The sequence below is a fragment of the Catalinimonas locisalis genome, assembly GCF_038039535.1.
Classification (GTDB): domain Bacteria; phylum Bacteroidota; class Bacteroidia; order Cytophagales; family Cyclobacteriaceae; genus Catalinimonas.
In genome coordinates this window covers 269964-291176 of the sequence record NZ_JBBPHP010000005.1, presented here as the reverse complement: position 1 = coordinate 291176, position 21213 = coordinate 269964, and the positions used below count along the sequence as shown (strand labels likewise).

Genomic DNA, 21213 nt, shown 5'->3' with positions numbered 1-21213 from the left:
TTGACAGTGGCTTCGGTTTAGGTAGTTTAGCAGTGATCTAGCGAACGAATGCCTGGGCTAGTCCTCCATCTACATTGAGCACATTACCCGTACTTTTCTTTAGCAATCCGCCGACCAATACAAAAACAGCGTTAGCAATATCTTCTGGTTTAATCGTTTCATTCAGCAAGGTACGCTTGGCATAAAAACCAGGCAATTCATCTACGCTTACTCCGTAAGCTTTTGCCCTTCCTTCTGCCCATCCGTTTGCCCAGATGTTGCTACCTTCAATTACCGCGTCAGGGTTTACTACGTTCACCCGCACTTTATCTTTTCCTAGCTCGGCCGCCAGTAATCTGGACATATGAAGCTGAGCTGCCTTAGCGGAACCGTAAGCTACATTATTTGGACCGGATACCAAAGCATTTTTGCTGACAATATTAATAATATCGCCGCCCATGCCTTGCTGACGCATGATTTTCACTCCTTCCTGACTGGCTTTGAACTGGCCTTTTACCATTACATTGTGCTGTATGTCCCAGTCCTGATCGGTAGTAGTTTCCAAAGGCTTAGAGATAGACAAACCTGCATTGTTTACGAGTATATCAACTCCTCCAAAGTGAAGGGCTGCCTCACCATAAGCCTTAGCAATGTCTTCAGCATTGGTCACATTCATAGGTACTGAAGAAACCGCATCTTTACCGTATTTGGCTTCAAATTCTTTCTGGCTTTCTGCCAGACGCTCAGCGTTCATATCAGAAAGTACAACACAGGCTCCATGTTGCATGAAGATATCCGCTACTGCTTTTCCTATTCCTCCTCCACTACCCGTAATCAGGGCAATCTTACGAGAAAGAGCTTTTTCGGGAGGCATACGCTTTAGCTTATCTTCCTCCAACTGCCAGTACTCAATATTAAAAGCTTCCTGAGTAGGCAAAGAAGTATATTCAGAAACTGCCTCAGAGCCACGCATCACGTTGATGGCATTGATATAAAATTCGCTGGCTACACGGGCAGTCTGTTTGTTTTTGGCATAAGTAAACATGCCCACGCCTGGCCACAGAATTACTACCGGGTTAGGGTCACGCATGGCAGGGCTGTCAGGATGCTTGCATTTTTCGTAATACTCCGCATACTCTTTACGGTATTGATCAAATGCATCATCCATATGCTTTTTCAGTGCTACCTTATCGTTCAGGTCAGTATCTGCCTGTAAGAAATCCAACACCAAAGGCTTGATCTTGGTACGCAGGAAGTGATCGGGGCAACTCGTTCCCATAGGCGCCAGCTTACTAAGATCATTGCTATTGATATATTCTAACACTTTTTCGTCGTCAGTAAAGTGACCAATCATAGCCGCATGGCTGGAGCAGTACCCTCTCAACATAGGAGCCAGTTGCGCTGCCTGTGATTTACGCTGCTCAGCAGGTAGAGACTCAACTTTAGCGCCACCAAATACTGGTCTTTCTTTTCCGTAATTTTCTTCCAGAAAGCGAGAAGCTTTTTCTATAGTCTCCAGGCTGTTCATATAACAGTCGTAGGCATTATCGCCCCAGGTAAACAGTCCGTGGCTACCTAACATAATCCCTTTGATACCGGGATTTTCCTCCAGGCATTTTTCCAGTTGTAAGCCCAGATCAAAACCGGGACGTTGCCAGTCAACCCAGCCCAGTTGACCTTCAAATAACTCTTCGGTGATTTTCTTTCCATCTTTAGCCGCCGCAATAGCGATGATAGCATCGGGGTGCAGGTGGTCAATATGCTTGAAGGGAAGGAAAGCGTGCAGCGGTGTATCTATACTGGGTGCTTTGGAATCCAGATCGTAGAGACAGTGGTAGAAGAAACCTACCATTTCATCTTCATACTCCAGCCCGCGGTAGCGGTTTTTGAGCGCATGCAGTCTGTCTACGTATAAACCGGCAAGGCCATTGCGTTTCAAAGAGCCTATATCCCCGCCCGAACCTTTAATCCACATAATTTCCTTGTCTTCACCGCTTAAAGGATCTTTTTCTATGGTTTTACAGCTGGTGTTTCCTCCGCCATAATTGGTGATGCGCAGGTCTGCTCCTAGTATATTGGAGCGATATAATAAAAGCGCCACCTCATCTCCTTTAAGTTCACGTGCTTTGTCGTGATCCCAAAGGTATTTAACATGCTTGAATGAGCTTACTTCCTGTTCCATTACTTTATTTGGTTAAGTGCTGGTTATTTATTCTAGTTTAAGTGTATAATAAAGGTACGAAGCTGCTTACTGCCAACCATACTGTACTTACCTGTAGGGTAGTAGTTAAAAGTTGAAGGTTTGAGGTTAAAGGTTACTTCCAACTTTTATTTCCTAAGTCCCTGCTTCTTCAGGCTTATTCATCCAGAATGGTGCGGTCAGAAACCACAGAACGGTACCCATCAACATAAGCAGCTTATGTGTATCAGCGGTTATATAGTCATAAAAGAAGAATATGGACGGAAAAAGGGTAAGCAACAACCCTATAAATGAAAGTAGTTTAAGCAAATTTCTCATTTGGCACTCTGTAATTTAACAGTCTTTTTTTGTTGAAGAAAACGGCTGGCACCTATGTAAAGGGCAGCGGCTACAAACCATCCGGGCAGCCCCAGGAAGAAGATTTCTACACCCGAAGTCATGTTCAATGCCAGGCAGAGAATCAGTGTGGTAAACCAGGTAAATGCTGGTGCCCAGTAAAAGTTAAGGCCTGCCTTTTGTGCATAATCCTGCTGAAGGTTAAGCTTAGGTAAGATATAAAAGTCAATAAAGATGACAGCTCCCATAGGCATGAGTACCAGACCGTATAGTGCCACAAAATCCAGCAGCATCATTACCAGCGCCGGGAAACAGGCAGCAATGGTAGTCACTAAGCCTACTACCAGCGTTACCTTCCATCGCTTTACCGAAGGCATAATACCCTGAATGGCGAGCCCCGCCCGGTAAATAGTAGGATTAGCGGTAGTCCATCCGGCTACAATCACGCAAATCGCTCCAGCTACGCCTGCGGCATTATAAGCGATAGGTCCGGGAGCTATTGCTCCTGCTGCTGCCGCACATAAAATTCCTGAAGCTATCCAGGCTACAAAGTGCCCCAAGAAGATACCTGCTGCTGAAGAGAAGCCATATTGCCACTTTTTGGCATAACGCAGGATAGACATATCGGCCATGCCGATGTGCATCGCCATATTACAGAACCAGGCAAAAAACATCACATGCCAGAAAGTAAATTTGCTCTGCCCTTCCACCGGTACTCCTGTCCAGATTTTTTCATCGGCTACCTCCCAGAAATCACTCAATGAATGAATACCCAACTCAGGCATAGCAGCAAAAGCAGCCGCTACAAAGACCATAATCATCCAGGGCGCCGCTATGTTGGCAAATTTGGAAACCTGCTCATAACCCAGCATGGCAATCAATGTGATTACTGCGCCTACGGCAAATACGGTAATCACCCAGCCCGGCCCCGTCGGCAACCAGTCACCTAGTTCGGGCATCGCAATATCAAAAGGTATACCTACTGCCGTAGCGGATACCGCAATCATGGATCCTGCCAGAAAACAAAACATCATACCGTTGACCAGGTTGTAGATCGCCACCAGATTACGTCCGCATATCTTTTCTAGTTTGAAATATAAAGTCTCCCGCACACTGGTGGCGATAGGAGAACAGATAAAAGCCCAGCTGAGTACCGCCAGAATATTACCTACAATCAAACCGGCGAAAAGCGCACCCACACTTACTCCGTGGACTACGAAAAGAGGCCCGATTACAAACTCTGTTCCGGCAGTGTGTTCACCGGCATACATTCCCAAAAAGCTGCGTAATCCTTTTTGCTTGGATGCCGGTACAGGCTGGCGCTCAAATTCCTCAATGCTGTTGAGCTTATTGACAACGGTATTTTCTTTCATATGTAAATCATCATTTTAAGCGAAATTGTGAATCCGCTGATGCGAAGCGGGGCTAGTAAGTTTTGCCATAACCGCTCATGAACATTTTATACTACTTGCTTGCTAGTTGGTATTGATCCAGTTCCTCCAAAGGTACCGGAGGTATTAATTTAAATTGGCTGAACAAATGATCTGCATTGCTCTCTCTGTTCCAGTGACGATGCATCACCAGCGCAGCGCCCAGCGCAGAAGCGCCATCCAGATCAGCTACATAAATGGCTACATCTTTATAATAGCTTGCCAGGAGCTGTAAGAACAACTGGTTTTTACAGAAGCCTCCTGACACAAATATTTTTTCCGGCTCAGTATCTCCTTTTGCCAGTTTCAGCGATGTGATTTGTATGTTCACAATATCCAGCATCAGCTGGTGGTAGGCTTCTCCAAAGCTTTTGAAGAGAGAAAGGTCATTTTCAGGGCCGGTATATTCAGGCATAGGCCCAGTGCCCTGCATGGTCTGAGGATAAAACTTTCTGGTCTCCGCATGATTATTTCTTAACAAACCAAGCAGGATTTCTTTGTCCAGCTCAATACCATGATGGTAGTCTGCATCTTTATGAAAATGAGCAGCTATTCTCTGTACCTGATAGTCATGCTCTTTGCCCAAGAATGCCCGTGAAGCTTTTACCGGCGCGCCCCGGAAGTCCATAAAGTTGAGACAGTCTCTTTTCAGCTCTTCTTTCGTCAAAGGACTCTGGTTAAATGGATTGAGTGTAATATTCCAGGTTCCTGTAGAGATCAGCATAAAAGGGTCGCGAAAACCCTGCAGGTAAGGCACCAAAGCTGCCGAGCTATCATGAATTCCTACCCCGCATTTAATTGTCCTTAATTTACTTCTCAGTGTTTTATAGCTGTAAGTAGAAACCATAGGAGGGAAGAGAGAAGTCAGCTTTTCTTCGTATACCCAGTCATGGCTGCGGTCATTTCTGAAGTCCCACAGGCCGGTATGGCAACCGATGCTGGTGATTTCGGAGAATGGCTTTTTATGAAGAAGGTAGGCAAAAAACTGCGGTAGGTGGAGGGTACGCTTGATAGTAGCAAATAGCTCAGGTTTCTTATACTTCAGCCAATACAGTTGCAGGCCTGAATTGAGCATACCCAGCACTGGAGAGGCAGTTTGCATACTAAACTCCTCACGCCCTCCATACTTACTATAGAACTGATCGGCCAGGTCTTCAGGGAAAGGCTTCAGGTAATTGTAGAGATGGGTAGCCGGAAAGCCTTTTTCGTCCAGGTGTACCAGACTGGCACCATAAGCCGAGACATTGACGGCCTGTATATCCAGGTCGTCCCGCTTTTTGATGTCCTTGAAGCTTTTCTTCACCCACTGACACACTCTCGTCAGATCCTCGGCAGGATAACCATCATCATCGGTAATTTCTTTGAATTTGCGAATTTCTTCATGGACGATCTGGTATTGCCGGTCAAAAAGAATAAGCTTCTTATTCGTCTTGCCAATGTCGTAAATAGCAATCACAGGTTCTGACATAGGGCATAATGGTTTTAGGTTGTTGCATGCTTGCCCTCAGGCAAAGCTTTAGTAGTATCATTCATGCTTGCCTTATATTTACAAGCCGGTCGCTACGGTCTCTTTCCCTCTGCTTTCAATAAGTTGTTCTCGTACGTTCAGTTGCCTGAAAAGCTTCATCGGATTTAATGCTGCATCCTTTCTGAGTCTGGCCTCAGCCAGCAGCGGACGCACATCAGTACGATAAGCATCCTGTATGATCTCCTGACAAAGCACTACGTCATTGGCATCACGCGCCTGCTCTAAAGCCTGTCTGTCTACCAGCAGCGCCTGCGCATAAGCGATCAGGATAGCTTCTACTGACTGTAGCAGATCTTCCAGAGGATCTTTCACATTATGACTGGCATCTATCATCCAGGCATAGTCATTTTTTTCCATACCTTCCACCAGTTCCATGAAAATTAGATATAACTGATAAGGTTTGATGCTGCCTACTGTAAGGTCATCATCTCCGTACTTGGAATCATTGAAATGAAAACCTCCCAGCTTACCTTCCATCATCAGGCGGCTAACAATCTGCTCAATATTGGTATTGGGGAGGTGGTGACCAAGGTCAACCAGGGAGTATCCTTTTGGCCCTAATTTGGAAGCCAGCAATAGTGAGCTGCCCCAGTCCTGAATGACCGTACTATAAAAATTAGGCTCGTAAGGCTTATATTCCACAAATATCTTCCAGTCATCGGGGAGAGTTGCATAAATTTGCTGTAGAGAATCCAGTGTGCGTTCAAACGCTTTGCGGAAATTCTGCTGACCAGGAAAATTACTTCCATCAGCCAGCCATACGGTGATAGACTTGGAGCCTAGTGCTTCGCCATGTTCAATTACTTCAATATTGTGCTGAACCGCCTGCTGCCTTACTTTCTTTTCGCTATGGGCCAGTGAGCCAAACTTATAAGAATTTTCCTGTTGCTTCTGGTCCTGAAAGGTGTTGGAGTTTACCGCATCAAACTTGATGTTTAGTTCGTCCGCCAGACTTTTGATGTCCTGATAATTTTCGGGAATGTCCCAGGGGATATGCAGGGAAACTGCTCCACTGTTGGCATTCAGCGCATGCAGCAAGCCTATATCTTCCAGTTTTTCTTCCAGGCTGCGCGGCTCACCTCCACCGGCAAAGCGGCCAAATCGGGTACCACCCGTTCCCAGCGCCCAGCTAGGAATAGCAATTTGCAAGGCTGAGAGCTTCTGGATAATATTTTCTAATTGCTGAGGAGCTTCCTTACTCGCCTGCAGGGCACTCAACTTTTTGTGATGTGAGTCGTGCTCCTGCTCGTTGAACTTTCGGATAGTCTGTGTTTGAATGCGCATACAAAAATTTATTCTTTAAGCCCGATAATTAGAGAAAGACGGGCAAAAACCCATCCTGCACTTTCCTGAATCAGACTTATAAAAAGCACAAAAAAGCTCTTGATTAGCGTGAATAGCGCAATTAAATTGGTTAATTTATTTCAAATTTTAAAATTTTGACAACGCAAATTTGTTACCTTCTTTTGCAGGTGTTGCCTAAACATTTCCTTTTAATCTTCTGAGATAAATAAAAAAAAATGCTTTCACTAAGAGGAAAGCAATGACTAAAAGATCAAGAATTATATAAAGAGTATAACAAACCCCTCAAAAGAAATAAATGAAGTTATTACTACTGAGCACCTACTAATCAATGTTTCAAACTATCTTCCTGAGTATCTGGAGATTAAGATTTAACTATGTTCAATCCTTTGCCTCTCTCAAAGAAATGGAGAAGATTTTCGGCTGCTTCAAAAGCCATCTCGGTACGGGACTCAATGGTTTCGGTGCCGATATGAGGCACCAGCACTACGTTTTCCATCTTCAGCAAAGCCTCCGGAATCTTGGGTTCGTGTTCAAACACATCCAGTGCCGCTCCCGCTATTTTTCCTTCCTGCAAATAACTGATGAGGGCAGATTCATCTACCACTGCTCCACGCGCCGTATTAATCAGAAAAGCACTGTCTTTCATGATACTCAACTGATGAGGTCCAATTAGATGACGGGTAGAATCCGTAAGTGGTGTGTGTAAGGATACGATGTCGGACTGTTGCAGGAGTTCTTCCAGAGAAGTGTAAGTGGCCCCACTTTCCTGTTCAAATTTATTGAATATAGGGCGACGATTATGGTAAAGAATTTTCATGCGTGCTGCCAGTGCCCTGCGTGCCACTGCTCTTCCGATTTTTCCCAGTCCCACTATACCCAGGGTTTTGCCATAAAGGCTATGCCCTATGTGCTCCCGCATCATCCCCCACAGAAAGTCAGGGTCATTACGCAGACGACGATCGCATTCGTTGATTCTGCGCAATAAAGTATGAATAAGACCAAAAGCCAGTTCAGCCGTGGCTTCAGTTACTGCTGTAGGTGTGTTGGTTACGACTATGCCTTTCTCTTTTGCATAGGCTAAGTCTATCTTGTCAACGCCTGCTCCGTAGTTGGCTATGATGCCCAGCTTACTACCTCTATCCATGATGCCGCGATCTACTTTCAGGCTGGCAGCCAGCAGAGCATCACAATCGCCTATTTGCTCCATGATTTCTTCCCTACTAAACTTAAGCCCTTCGGGAGTAATCAGCGTGTGCTTTTCGCGAAGAACCTGCAAGCCTGCTTCTGGTAGACGATATGAAACGAGAATTTTAGCCATAAAAATTGGTGTTATGCTTATAAAAATTTGGAAAGCTCAATATAGGGCATAATGGGCAAATATGCAGATTCACAGTAAAAAATGGGGTGCCCAAATTAGCTATTGCTACACTTCCAACACTTGATTAGGAGCGTTTTCGTTCTTAAGAAATTGATTGACAACCAATTTGTATTTACCTGCTTTACTTTTGATGATATCCTTTTCTTCCACTTTATGAATCGTAAATAAGGCCTGATGCCCTACAAACTCTTTTAGTTTTTCTTCCAGAAAACGTTCATCCTCAAGACTAAACTTTTTACTCACCACAATATTTACCTTAAAGTTAGTGATGTCATTTTGAACTATCTGAGCCAAAAGCAGGTGAGGAATACGATCAAATGCTCCCCAGAGTAACCCGATTCTGGTACCATCGGGAAGTACAAGTATATCATCACTACGCCCCTGTATGCGGCTGATTAACCTTTTTCCTCTTTTTTTTGCTAAAGATTGGGGATGAACTTGAATAGTATCGTCCACTCTATAATTGATAAGTGGAAAGCTGCTATTGATGAGACTGGTACTCAATACATAGTCCTCATAAAAGCGGTTGACCGAATAGGTTGGGATTTCCTCATACAAGTGATCCTCTCTTTGTCTAAGCGCGATTGTCCTTTCCGCATTACCATACCAATCCGCTATTTTTGTATTGAAAACTCCCTCAATTTTTCTTCTTTGATGTCCGTATAAAGTCTCTGAAGAAGTAAAAATAAAAGGAATGGATAAAGACCGGTCTAGCAATGTAAAGAGATTGGCTAAACTCTCTACTGAGCTGGGATAAGCAAGAATTGCATTAGGCTTAAAATCACTGATTTTTTGATAGTACCATTGCGCATTTTTAATATTGAGATGATAGCTGGAAAGCGCTAAAGTATTGGTGAAGCGATTGAATCGTTCCTTACGATTTCGGTGCAGGTTACCCCTGAGTACTACAGTTCGCATACCTGGCTCATGCCCTAGATTCATTCTGTATGCCCACTGGTAAGCTCCTTCTTCAATAATTGAAGCATAGTCACGATAGACTTGCGTAGGGTTTCCGGTAGTCCCGCTAGTATAAGCAGAGATACGGTCAAATTTTCTTCCGATAAAAATCTGATCCATATGATCTCTCACATCTGTTTTACTGATCTGAGGAAGGCAGTCAATATCCTTGACAGACTGAATTTGGGCAATATTAACTCCGTACCTGTCGTACAAATTGCGGTAAAATGGAGAAAATTGGTAGGCTCTCTTGAGTAAAGTCAGAAATTTGTGGTTTTGTAGTTCCAGGAGGTCTTTATCTGTCTTATTTTCCTGCGCCTGAATGGCTCTTAACCTTCTGTAGAAATAAAAATTGTAGCGAAGTTGTTTATCAATAAACTGCCTGAAAAGCATAAAATGGTCGTATTTAATTTGTGTTTGATAGTTTAGCCACTTACGAAGAAAAGGTAGGTTTCAGATTTTCAGGGACACAAAAAATACGGTTACCATTCAAAAAGAGAAGTGGTCAAAGAAAAGCAATTTAGCATCACGGTCAAACGAAGTAAATTGTCAGTACAACATCTAAACTCTATTAAAGATATTGCAGAGAACAATGATGATTTGTTAACCCTACAAAAAGAGTAAATTTGATATAAGGTTATTTATCAATTTTTCAGAAAATCAGACTGTCTATGCAAGTAACTAATACTACCAACAGCTCATATTTACTCAATCTCTTTAGTGTTATTTCTTTATTTTTAGCTCTCGTTAACTATTAATCAATTTGCTATGTCAGACAGAGATCAACTATACCCCTACGCCAATGGGCAGCAGTACCAAGGAAAACCCGCAAGAGAGGTATTTCAGGATATTTATGAGCAAAATACCTGGAATATACATACCCACGACTCTGTTTCAGGTGAGGGCTCTACAAATGAGCAGACGCTGGTACTGAGATCAGAATTAGCCCCTCTGCTCCGCAAGCTTAACATACGAAGTATGCTAGACCTGCCCTGTGGTGATTTTCACTGGATGCAAACGGTGGATCTACAGGAGATCATGTACACTGGTGCAGACATCGTCCCCCAGCTTATTCAATACAACCAAAACCGTTATGGAAACGAGAGTAGGCAGTTTGTACACAAAGACCTGATCAAAGACACGTTGCCCCAGGTAGATTTACTTTTTTGCCGCGACTGTCTGGTACATTTTTCCAATCATGATATAGCCTCTGCGCTGGCAAATATTAAAGCTAGCGGCATGAACTACCTGATGACTACCCATTTTCCTATGGAAGATCAGAATAAAGATATAGTAACCGGCGGCTGGCGCCCGCTTAATTTTTGCCTGCCTCCTTTCAATTTTCCACCTCCTCTTGAGCTACTCAATGAAAAATGTAGTGAGATGGAAGGCGCTTTTCAGGATAAGAGCATGGCTGTATGGAAAATAGAAGACCTTTAAAAAAAGACTGTTTTGATAAGCCTCTATACTAAAGTTTTCTCAAAAAAATCTACTCCTTAGGATATCCAAGCTGAGAATAAAGCGTTCTAAATATAAGATCATGTATCTAAAAGAGCTTGTATCATTATGAATACAAGAGATAAAATGGACAAAAATCGTTGACAGTGATATTTTAACCTTATCCAACATGCAAGTCTCCCTCTCTATTAAAAAAGGAGAAAAATAGACATCAAAAGCAATTTTTTGTATATTCCATCATACCTTAATAAGCTATGTACCAATAAATTAGTAGTTATGAGTCGCTTACTGTAATAGAGCCTGAAGGTCTTTATGAAACATACCATACTTTCTTAATAATAAATTGTCCTATTCCTTCAGGTGATATGTATTGCATAAGACCTACATGAAGCAGTATCAACAACAGCCAGGGTTAACCCTAAAATATGTATGCCATGAAGTTATTTACATTAATCACCATATTTTTTCTTTTAACCGGTTTTATCCATGTCCCTCTTAATGGGGATAATAGTGAATTAGACTGGTATAAAAATGGTGATAAAGCCTATGCCTATGACTTTATCACCCAGAATATTGAGAAAAAACAAGTACTCCATTTACGTTCCAACCAAGAAAGTGTAAAAGGATGGGGAACCATCATGAAAAACATTTCTTCTAAGCCTTTCAAGGGAAAAAAGGTAAAGTTTACAGCTTCTGTCAAAACAGAGGATATTAAAGGCTGGGTTGGACTCTGGATGCGAGTAGCCGACTCCAAAACCAATGAGATCTACGCCTATGAGAACATGATCCGCCATGCTATTAAAAACACACAGGACTGGAAGGACTACTCTATTACCTTAGAGGTAGATCCGGAGAGTGATGTTATTTCTTATGGTGTTCTGCTCAATGAGGCTGGTAAAGTATGGATGAAAGACACAAAAATAGAAGTTTTTACCGGTGTCGCACCCTCTATTGAGGTAAACAAAACTCGTTAAAAACTGCTGCGTCCGCTCAAAATGTTTTTTGCATAAGATTCAGGCACATGAGTAAATTCATGTGCTTTTTTACTTTCCTTATACCTCCTAAAAGTTGAATGAAAACGAAGAGCGTGTTTAACAACAACTTAACCATCCTTTTACCCATGACTCATATTTATTCTTTAAGTTTGCAGCAAAAAAGATGCGCATGCTTAGAGGTTTTATCATCCTATTCTTTTCTCTTTTTGTAAGTCTATATTCACCCGCTTTTGGTTGGGGACAAATTGGTCACCGGGTAATCGGACAGATCGCCGAGTGGCATCTGAATAAGCGGGCGGCGAAGAAAATCAACCAGATTCTGGGACCAAACTCTCTGGCAATGGTCAGCACCTGGATGGATGAAATCCGTTCTGATGATGCCTACGACCATACTTACACCTGGCATTGGGTAACCATCCCTGATGGACAGCAGTACGACAAAAGCATGCAGGAAGCCAGCGGCGATGCTTATGCGGTAGTACAGCAAATCATTGCAGGATTGAAAAGCGATACCATTTCTAGACAGCAGGAAGAAGAATACCTCAAAATGCTGGTGCACCTGGTGGGAGACCTCCATCAGCCTTTGCATGTAGGCACCGGAGAAGACAGAGGGGGAAACGACGTAAGAGTAGAGTGGATGGGCGAATCTTCCAACCTGCACCGGGTATGGGATAGTGATATGATCAACGGCAAACAGCTCAGCTACACCGAACTGGCACAACACCTTAACCGCAGAGCTACAGAGAGGTTAATTGAGCAATGGCAATCGGCCCCACCTGAGCAGTGGCTGCAAGAATCTATGGATTTACGCCCGACTGTCTATGATTTGCCGGAGAATAATCATCTGGGCTACGAATATTCTTATATTAATTACCCCATAGTAGAAGAGCAATTGCTTCAGGCAGGGGTAAGGTTAGCAGGAGTTCTAAACGAAATCTACGGCTAAGTAGAGTAGAGCCAACCTTATTAACCGTCAGGTATTTATCACTACTGCATATTTCGGGTAAATATTTTGCTTATTTTCAGTATTTCTCTAAATTTCTCTGTTAAAGGAATTTATTTGTTCAAAGATTCACTTCTTTTGAATACTAAAAATGGTAACAGCTAGCCACAATGGCTGCAAACCCTTGGTTTCGCGGAGATTAAACCATGAGCTTATGAAGGAGAGAAATAACGCAGAGTCTGTGGGAAAAGCTGATTTTTGCTTACTTAAGCATTACTGACCAGCATGTACTCTCTAGTTTATTCTCTAAACATGACCCAAAGCCTGAGATTTATGAGAAAGATTTTACCATCTCCCCCCCTCTACTGGCCTTTTGTATTATGCCTATCACTAGGAGGGATTAGCCTGCCACTCAATATTTTCGCGCAGGAGAAACCGCTATTTGAGCTTTTATCTTCCTCCAGGTCAGGCATTAATTTTAAAAATCAGTTACAGGAAGATGAGAAGCATAATATACTCACTTACGAGTATTTTTATAACGGAGGAGGTGTAGCCATTGGAGATATCAATAATGACGGACTGGAAGAGATATTCTTTACGGCCAACATGGGGAAAAATGCCCTCTACCTTAATCAGGGTGACCTCAAGTTTAAAGACATCAGCAAATCAGCCAAAGTAGAAGGAAAGAAGGATGCATGGAGCACCGGCGTTAGCATGGTGGATATCAACAACGATGGGCTGCTGGACATATATGTATGTTACTCCGGTTGGCAGGATGAAGCAGCTCGTCGTAATGAACTCTATATTAATCAGGGTAATGGAGAGTTTGCAGAAAAAGCTGCTGAGTATGGCCTGGATGATCCTTCCAACAGTACACAGGCTGCCTTCTTTGATTTTGATAAAGATGGTGACCTGGATATGTATCTCCTAAACCATAACACTACCGTTATTTATGAAGTAGAATACAATGATGTCCGCGATACCCGTCATCCGCTGGCTGGTGATAAACTGTATGAAAATGTAAATGGACATTTTGTAGACATCAGTGAAAAAGCCGGTATCAAAGGCAGCCCGCTGGGCTTTGGACTGGGCATTGCTATTGCTGACGTTAATGGAGATGGCTGGCAGGATATTTACGTATCCAATGATTACATTGAGCCTGATTATCTGTACATCAACCAGCAGGATGGGAGTTTTATTGATCAGATGACAGAGTATTTTCAGCATATCTCTTACTTCTCTATGGGTTCCGACATTGTGGACATGAACAATGATGGAGAGCCTGACATCTATACTTTGGACATGCTGCCCGAAGATAATGAGCGGCAGAAATTATTGTATGGTCCGGATAATTACGAGCATTATGCTCTGATGGTAATGAACGGCTTCTATCATCAGAACATGCGCAATATGCTGCATGTGAATAATGCCAATGGCACCTTCAGTGAGGTAGGCCAGTTGGCGGGTATATCCAATACCGACTGGAGTTGGTCATCGCTTTTTGCTGACTTTGACAATGATAGCTGGAAAGATCTTTTCATTACCAATGGCTACTACCGCGACTATACCAATCGCGACTTTCTGAAATATAAAGGTGATTATTTTTTCCAGAAGGCAGTCAATGAAGAAAAGGCGGATACTTTTCAGTTAGTCACCAGTATGACTTCCACTCCGGTGCATAACTATATCTTTAAAAATCAGGGAGAGTTGAACTTCACTGATAAAAGCGAAGCCTGGGGCTTTGAGGACAAAACTTTTTCCAACGGAGCAGCTTACGGTGACCTGGACAATGACGGTGACCTGGACCTGGTGGTGAACAACCTGAATGAGCGAGCTTTTTTGCACAAAAATCTCAGCCGTGATCAGCATCCTGAGCAACATTATCTGGCTGTAAGTCTGGAAGGCAAAGAACTTTCCGCACTGGGAGCTAAGCTAAAAATATATACGGAAAAGGGAGTACAATTTTTTGAGCTTATGCCTACCCGGGGCTTTCAATCCTCTATGAGCCGCCGTATCCATTTTGGCCTGGGTGATACCGAAAAAGTAGATTCTATTCAGATTCACTGGCTATCGGGCAGCCTTCAAACCCTCAGAGATGTAGAAGTTGACCAATTACTGACTATCAAGGAGGAAGGTAATGAGAAGCCTAGCATGGCATCTGCTAAAGACGCTACTTGTTTATTCCAGAAAACTCCTCCTTTGATTCCTTACCAGCATCAGGAGTATGCTTACAATGATTTTAAGCGGCAGCCTCTCATAATGAATATGCTGACTACTTGTGGGCCTACCATGACGATAGCAGATATTAACCAGGATCAACTACCGGATATTTTTATAGGGGGAGCAAAAGGGAGTTTTGGAAAAATCTATACTCTTTCCTCGGACGGTCAATACCAGGAGGCTAAGCAGAAGTTCAGCAGCACAGATATGGTCAATACCGATGCCGATGCTGTGTTTTTTGATGCGGATGGCGATGGAGATCAGGACCTGTACGTTGCCAGCGGTGGTTATCAGGATTTTCACCCGCAGGATCTCGTACTGCAGGACATTCTTTACCTAAATGATGGACAGGGCAATTTTGAAGTTTCAGAAGGCACGCTACCTCCTATGATGGTCAGTAAATCCTGCGTAGTACCTGCCGATTATGATCAGGATGGTGATATGGATCTGTTTGTAGGCGGAAGAGTCATTCCCGGTCAGTATCCCATGACACCTCAAAGCTTTTTGCTGGAAAATGAAGGAGTAGGTCAGGATGGAAAACCTCACTTTAGCAATATCACTGACAGCAAGGCTTCCGGGCTTTCCAGGGTAGGTATGACAACCGATGCTGCCTGGGCTGACCTGAACAGCGATGGGATGGAAGATCTGATTGTTGTTGGAGAATATATGCCTATCAAAGTTTTTATCAATCGTGGAGAAAAGGGCTTTGAGGATGCTACCGAGCAGTATTTTGACAGACCGCTTAGCGGACTTTGGAATAAACTTAGACTGGCAGATTTTGACAACGATGGAGACTTAGACATTGTAGCCGCAAACTTTGGCCTGAACTCTCAGCTTAAGGTGAGCCCCAAAGAACCATTGCGCATGGTTTACAATGATTTTGATGGGAATGGCTCCATTGACCCAATTCTCACTTACTACATCCAGGGCAAACCTTACCCTTTTGCCAGCCGGGGAGAGTTACTGGATCAGATTTACAGCATGCGCCAGAAGTATACCACCTATGCTGATTATGCCAATGCCCAGCTGGAGGATATTTTCTCGGGACAAGAACTGAAAGGTGCAAAGACACTGACTGCCGAGACTTTAGAAACTATGTATCTGGAAAATGCGAATGGCAAATTTATCCCTCGTAAACTCCCCAAAGAAGCACAATTTGCTCCGGTATACGCCATGACTACGCTAGACTATAATAATGATGGTAATCTGGACTTGATCCTGGCAGGTAACCAGAGTGCCATCAGGATCAGGATGGGAGTAATGGATGCCAACTACGGACAACTTTTTGAAGGTGATGGAAAGGGAAATTTTACCTATATACCGCAAACCAAATCGGGACTTGACCTGAAAGGAGATGTGAAATCTTTTGAAAGCATACAGATTAAAAATGACACCTATCTATTGATAGGCATTAACAACAGTGGGATTGAATCCTACAAACTGACTCAGCCATGAGATTGATGCGCTTAAGTTTTATCCTCAGTTTCTTATTTACCTCAGTTTTTGCCATTGCTCCACCTGATGAGGAGGAAGTACGCAAAGCCCAGATCAAAGATTTCACTGACCAGGTGTTTGAGATTTCTTCCGTCATGCTGCATGATGTGATTAATCCTCCGGCTGCCAGTCGTTTTTACGCCTACGCTATGTTGGCCGCTTACCAAGTAGTAGAAGCCAATAATGAAACACCTCCCAGGCTGAGTGATAAGTTCAAAGAAAGGCCGGATTTTACAGCTGTGCCTGCCCCCAAATCGCTGGACAAGGTATTTTCGGCTACTTATGCCATGCTGGAGTTGGGTAAGAAAATTCTTCCTTCAGGCTATATGCTCCAGCAAAAGCAGGATGCTTATATTGATGCCTACCAAAAGAAGTACAAGCTATCCAATAAAGCTTCGGCAGCGAATGTTAGTTACGCTGAAGCTATCGCACAGCAGGTACTAGCCTACGCCAAAACGGATGGTTATGGTAAACTGAGCACCTACACCCGCTATGCACCAGCACAAAAGGAAGGCAGTTGGTATCCCACTCCGCCAGCGTATATTGAAGCTATTGAGCCCAACTGGATGCATATCCGTACCTTTTTCATGGATTCTGCTAACCAATTTATGCCTCCCCCACCTGCTCCCTTTAGCCTGGATAGCAGCAGTAGCTTCTATCAACAAACCATGGAAGTGTATGAAACGGTGAATAATCTGAACGAAGAAAGAGAAGAGATAGCCAACTTCTGGGATTGTAATCCCTTCGCGGTAAAATTTACCGGACATATGGCTATCGGGCTAAAGAAAATTACACCTGGCGGGCACTGGATGGGCATTACGGGTATTGCCTGTGAAAATGCAGATATCTCTTTTGATAAAGCCGTGCTAACCCATGCCCTGGTAGCACTTACCCTTCACGATGCTTTTATCAGCTGCTGGCACGAAAAATACCGCAGCGATCGTATCCGCCCGGAGACAGTGATCAATCGCTACATTGATCAGCGTTGGAAGCCAGTTTTGCAAACACCTCCTTTCCCGGAATACACTAGCGGCCATAGCGTAGCTTCCAGCGCTGCTGCCGTTATTCTTACCGGATTACTAGGTGACAATTTTTCATTTGACGATGATTCGGAAGTTTACTTTGGCTTGCCGGTACGCTCATTCACTTCCTTCTACCAGGCAGCTGAGGAAGCAGCAATTTCAAGACTTTACGGGGGTATTCACTTTCGCGATGCGATAGAAGATGGCGTGGTGGAAGGGAGAGCTATTGGACATTTTGTCCTCAGTAAGCTATCCCTTTTTCCAGAGGATATTTCCGGTAGATAGCGTTTTGTTTACCTCAACAGTAATCATAATTAAACAACTACTTTTAAAGAAGCTAGGGCTATTTCATAAATAGCCTAAAACTTAGTTTTATATGTTTAGCTTTCATATAAAAACCACTCTTTTGCAAGCTTCTAAAAATTACTCATTTGCATATTAAATGAAAAAGATTTTATAGCTCTTTATCATCTCAAGGCACTTCTTTTGATAAAAAGGAAATATTTTTTTTTCTGAAACCACCTTCTCTTCATACTATTTTTTTCATGCTTTTGAGATACCCACCTTTGATTCTTTTTCCAATTGAATATTACCTTCAAATTATTTGAGAATATTATAATAATGTCTAAATTAATTATGCATTTCCTATTAATATCTACCTAAAACTATTCAATTTATGAGAATTGCAATTACACCATCCTCTTTAATCATGCTATTGCATACAACAACCAAAATCTACCTCAAATGAAAAAACAATTACTCATTTTAACGCTAATGATTGCCAGCGTCACTTATGCGATGGCGCAAAGGCAGATCACCGGAAGGATAATAGACTCAGAAGATAATGGTCCCTTACCGGGAGTGAATGTATTGGTCAAAGGAACCACTACAGGAACAGTTTCTGATATAGATGGAAATTACAGTATATCCGTTTCAGGAGATAACGCTATACTTACATTTTCTTCTATTGGTTATTCTACACAAGAAATCACAGTGGGTAACCAATCTACTATCAATGTACAGATGGCAGCCGATGTACAGTCTTTGCAAGAAGTGGTAGTAACTGCACTGGGTGTAGAGCGAGAAAAGAAAGCGCTGGGATATTCTATTACCGAAGTGGACGGTTCTAATCTTACCGAGGCCCGCGAAATCAACGTAGCCAATGCGCTGGCAGGAAGAGTAGCCGGGGTAAACGTTAGTAACATAGCTTCCGGCCCGGCAGGGTCTACCCGTGTGATTATCCGTGGTAATAAATCTCTCCAGGGAAACAACCAGCCGCTGTATGTAGTAGATGGTGTCCCTATGGACAACTCTGGCTTTGGTCAGGCAGGTATCTGGGGTGGCCGCGATGAAGGAGATGGTATGTCCAGTATCAACCCCGATGACATTGCCTCTATTTCAGTGCTGAAAGGAGCCAGTGCTGCCGCACTCTACGGAGCAAGGGCAGCTAATGGAGTTATTAATATTGTGACCAAAAAGGGTTCAGCCAGGAAAGGTATTGGCATAGAGTTTAACTCAAACTTTGTCTTTGAGCAATATAATGATCAGAGAGACTTCCAACGAGAATATGGCCAGGGAGGATATGCTGCTTCCGACCCTAACGATCCTGAGTCGCCTCGTATAGCAGTAGCACCTCGTACTCAGCAAGAAGCGTATAGTTGGGGTACAAGCTCATGGGGCCCACGCCTAGGCAGCGTAGCTAATTCTATCCATTTTGATGGGGTTACCCGCCCATATACTGATGCGGGCGATAACTGGGAGCGTTATTTCCAGACTGGTTATACCCTTACCAATACCATTTCATTCACCGGAGGTAGCGAAACTCAAAACTTCAGGCTATCAATATCTGACCTAAGAAATGAATCTATTGTGCCCAACTCCGGTTTCAACCGTCAAAATGTGACTTTGGCCACTAATTCCAAATTTGGAGAACGCCTCACTTTAACTTCCAGAATTCTGTATTCTCATGAATATGCGAATAATCGTCCCTACCTGTCAGACTCACCTGCCAACGGTATACTGTCAATGTACTACATTCCTGCCAATATTAATGTAAGGGATTACTATGGTGACCCTGAAAAGCCAGGAGCTATTCCTCCTACCGCAGATCCGGCCAGCCTAAGCATATGGGGAAAAAGTGTAGGTGAAGAGTACCAGCAGGCTAATAACAACTGGCATCAAAACCCTTACTGGACTGCTTATCAGTTTAACAATGATGACTGGAGAGACCGCTTGCTCCCTTCAGCTACTTTGCGTTATGATGTACTGGATTTCCTCTGGGTACAAGCCCGAGTGGGTATGGACTGGTATACCCGCAGAGAAACAGACTTAGTACCTCAGGGTACCGGTTATCAGCGGGGAGGTTCACTAACCGAAGCAGAAGATCGCGTTCGCGAAATCAACATGGAATGGATGATGGGCTTTGACAAAGAATTTGGTAAATTTAATGTAAACGCATTTGTCGGAGCTAACCGTATGCGTCGTAGCAGTGAGCGTATCGCAGCTAGTGGTAACGGATTTAATGTACCATTCTTTGAAGCCATTACCAATACCGTGACTCAGAACTTTGGATATGGTTTCTCAGAATCGGGCATCAACTCCTTATTTGGTTCAGCAGAATTGAGCTATGATGGTATTCTATTCCTAACAGGAACAGTAAGAAATGACTGGTTCTCTGTCTTGAACCCTGAAAATAATAGCATTTTATATCCTTCTATCAGCGGTAGCTTTGTTTTCTCAGATGCTTTAGACGAGTTACCTAACTGGCTGAGCTTTGGTAAGGTTAGAGCTTCATGGGCACAGGTGGGTAATGTAACCGTAGGTCCTTACAATACTTTACTTACTTACTCGCTCAAGCAGGCGCACTTAGGCTATACTATGGCCTCCTTCTCTTCTGCCGGTGGGCAGAATGGCTCCATTCCAAATCCAGGATTGCTGCCACTTACCTCTACAGAATATGAAATAGGTATGGATGTCCGCTTCCTGGATAATCGTTTGGGATTAGACTTCACTTACTATAATCAGAGAACCACTGATGATATCCTGAATGCTACTATCTCCAGAGCTTCCGGCTTTGGGTCTACTGTAGTGAATGTGGGTGAGCTTGAAAATAAGGGCATTGAATTCTTACTGACCGGTACTCCTATACAGGGACCTTTAACCTGGGATGTATCACTAAACTTTGCTAAAAACAATAACAAAGTAATCTCCCTGATTGAAGGTAATGATGAGCTGATTGTAGAAGAGCCAAGAACAAGGACTGTCTTTGTCAAACATATCGTAGGTCAGCCTTTTGGTGTACTTACCGGACTGGTACAAAAACGCTCGCCTGATGGACAGCTTGTATTTGACCCTAACAATGGAGCTCCTATACAGTCAGATGGATATGAGATTATTGGTAATGGAGTACCTGATTTTACCGGAGGTATTAATAACTCTTTTACTTTCAAAAATTTCAACCTCAGCGCCTTGATAGACTTTAAAATGGGTGGCGATATTTATTCTGGTACCAACGTTCGTATGACCCAGGCAGGTTTACATAAACAGACTATCTTAGGTCGTGAAGGGCAGGAAGCTATTACTGTAACTGGTGTTGCCCAGAATGGTACTACTGAGAGTGGTGATCCTATCTATGAACCGTTTACCAGAACGCTTACACCTAATGAAGCCCAGAACTACTGGAACCAGATGGGTAACAGAGTACAGGATCATTTTGTGTATGATGCTTCTTTTGCTAAGCTAAGACAGCTTACTTTTGGCTATAATTTTCCTGCAAGTATGCTGGAAAACATGCCTTTCCGTAGTCTAAGCCTGTCTTTTGTAGCAAGAAACCTTGCTATCTTGTACAAGAACACAGAGAATATTGACCCCGAATCTACCTACTCTAACAGCAACGGTCAGGGGCTAGACTACTTCGGTATGCCTAGGACCAGGAGCTACGGATTTAACCTAAGGGTAGCATTCTAAAC

The 21213-nt window shown here is 43.2% G+C and carries 12 protein-coding genes; 6 read left to right on the top strand and 6 right to left on the bottom strand.

From position 1 onward, the window contains the following. Window positions 1–37 precede the first annotated feature (37 nt). The 6 genes from WJR50_RS09890 to WJR50_RS09865 all read right to left on the bottom strand — a co-directional run bounded on the left by WJR50_RS09890 (window position 38) and on the right by WJR50_RS09865 (window position 9506). On the bottom strand, window positions 38–2161 hold the full coding sequence (locus WJR50_RS09890) for a bifunctional aldolase/short-chain dehydrogenase (RefSeq protein ID WP_341293098.1): 2124 nt from the start codon (window positions 2159–2161) through the stop codon (window positions 38–40). Window positions 2162–2493: 332 nt separating this feature from the next. Next, complete coding sequence (locus tag WJR50_RS09885; RefSeq protein ID WP_341293097.1) at window positions 2494–3888, bottom strand: purine-cytosine permease family protein; 1395 nt, start codon at window positions 3886–3888, stop codon at window positions 2494–2496. A 91-nt stretch (window positions 3889–3979) separates the two neighbouring features. Further along, the gene (locus WJR50_RS09880) at window positions 3980–5413 is read right to left on the bottom strand and encodes an FGGY-family carbohydrate kinase (protein WP_341293096.1); all 1434 of its coding nucleotides are present in this window, start codon (window positions 5411–5413) and stop codon (window positions 3980–3982) included. A 78-nt stretch (window positions 5414–5491) separates the two neighbouring features. Then, window positions 5492–6757: a sugar isomerase gene (locus WJR50_RS09875; RefSeq protein WP_341293095.1), complete on the bottom strand. Its 1266-nt coding sequence runs from the start codon at window positions 6755–6757 to the stop codon at window positions 5492–5494. 382 nt (window positions 6758–7139) lie between these two features. Continuing rightward, window positions 7140–8096 carry an NAD(P)-dependent oxidoreductase gene (locus WJR50_RS09870; protein WP_341293094.1) on the bottom strand — a complete coding sequence of 319 codons (957 nt, stop codon included), beginning with the start codon at window positions 8094–8096 and terminating at the stop codon, window positions 7140–7142. Between the two features lie 105 nt (window positions 8097–8201). Then, the gene (locus WJR50_RS09865) at window positions 8202–9506 is read right to left on the bottom strand and encodes a phenylacetate--CoA ligase family protein (protein WP_341293093.1); all 1305 of its coding nucleotides are present in this window, start codon (window positions 9504–9506) and stop codon (window positions 8202–8204) included. Between the two features lie 375 nt (window positions 9507–9881). On the opposite strand from WJR50_RS09865, the gene WJR50_RS09860 reads away from it, so the two are divergent. The 6 genes from WJR50_RS09860 to WJR50_RS09835 all read left to right on the top strand — a co-directional run bounded on the left by WJR50_RS09860 (window position 9882) and on the right by WJR50_RS09835 (window position 21211). After that, a complete protein-coding gene (locus WJR50_RS09860; protein ID WP_341293092.1) occupies window positions 9882–10553 on the top strand; it encodes a class I SAM-dependent methyltransferase in 672 nt (223 codons plus the stop codon). 452 nt (window positions 10554–11005) lie between these two features. Further along, window positions 11006–11545, top strand: a complete 540-nt coding sequence (locus WJR50_RS09855) for a hypothetical protein (RefSeq protein ID WP_341293091.1) — start codon at window positions 11006–11008, stop codon at window positions 11543–11545. Window positions 11546–11735: 190 nt separating this feature from the next. Beyond that, the gene (locus tag WJR50_RS09850) at window positions 11736–12512 is read left to right on the top strand and encodes a S1/P1 nuclease (RefSeq protein WP_341293090.1); all 777 of its coding nucleotides are present in this window, start codon (window positions 11736–11738) and stop codon (window positions 12510–12512) included. Window positions 12513–12842: 330 nt separating this feature from the next. Continuing rightward, complete coding sequence (locus WJR50_RS09845; RefSeq protein WP_341293089.1) at window positions 12843–16184, top strand: VCBS repeat-containing protein; 3342 nt, start codon at window positions 12843–12845, stop codon at window positions 16182–16184. Continuing rightward, entirely contained in the window at window positions 16181–17530 is a 1350-nt protein-coding gene (locus WJR50_RS09840; protein ID WP_341293088.1) for a vanadium-dependent haloperoxidase, read from the top strand. The genes WJR50_RS09845 and WJR50_RS09840 overlap by 4 nt, the downstream gene beginning before the upstream one ends. A 459-nt stretch (window positions 17531–17989) precedes the next feature. Continuing rightward, a complete protein-coding gene (locus WJR50_RS09835) occupies window positions 17990–21211 on the top strand; it encodes a SusC/RagA family TonB-linked outer membrane protein (RefSeq protein WP_341293087.1) in 3222 nt (1073 codons plus the stop codon). Window positions 21212–21213: the final 2 nt, after the last annotated feature.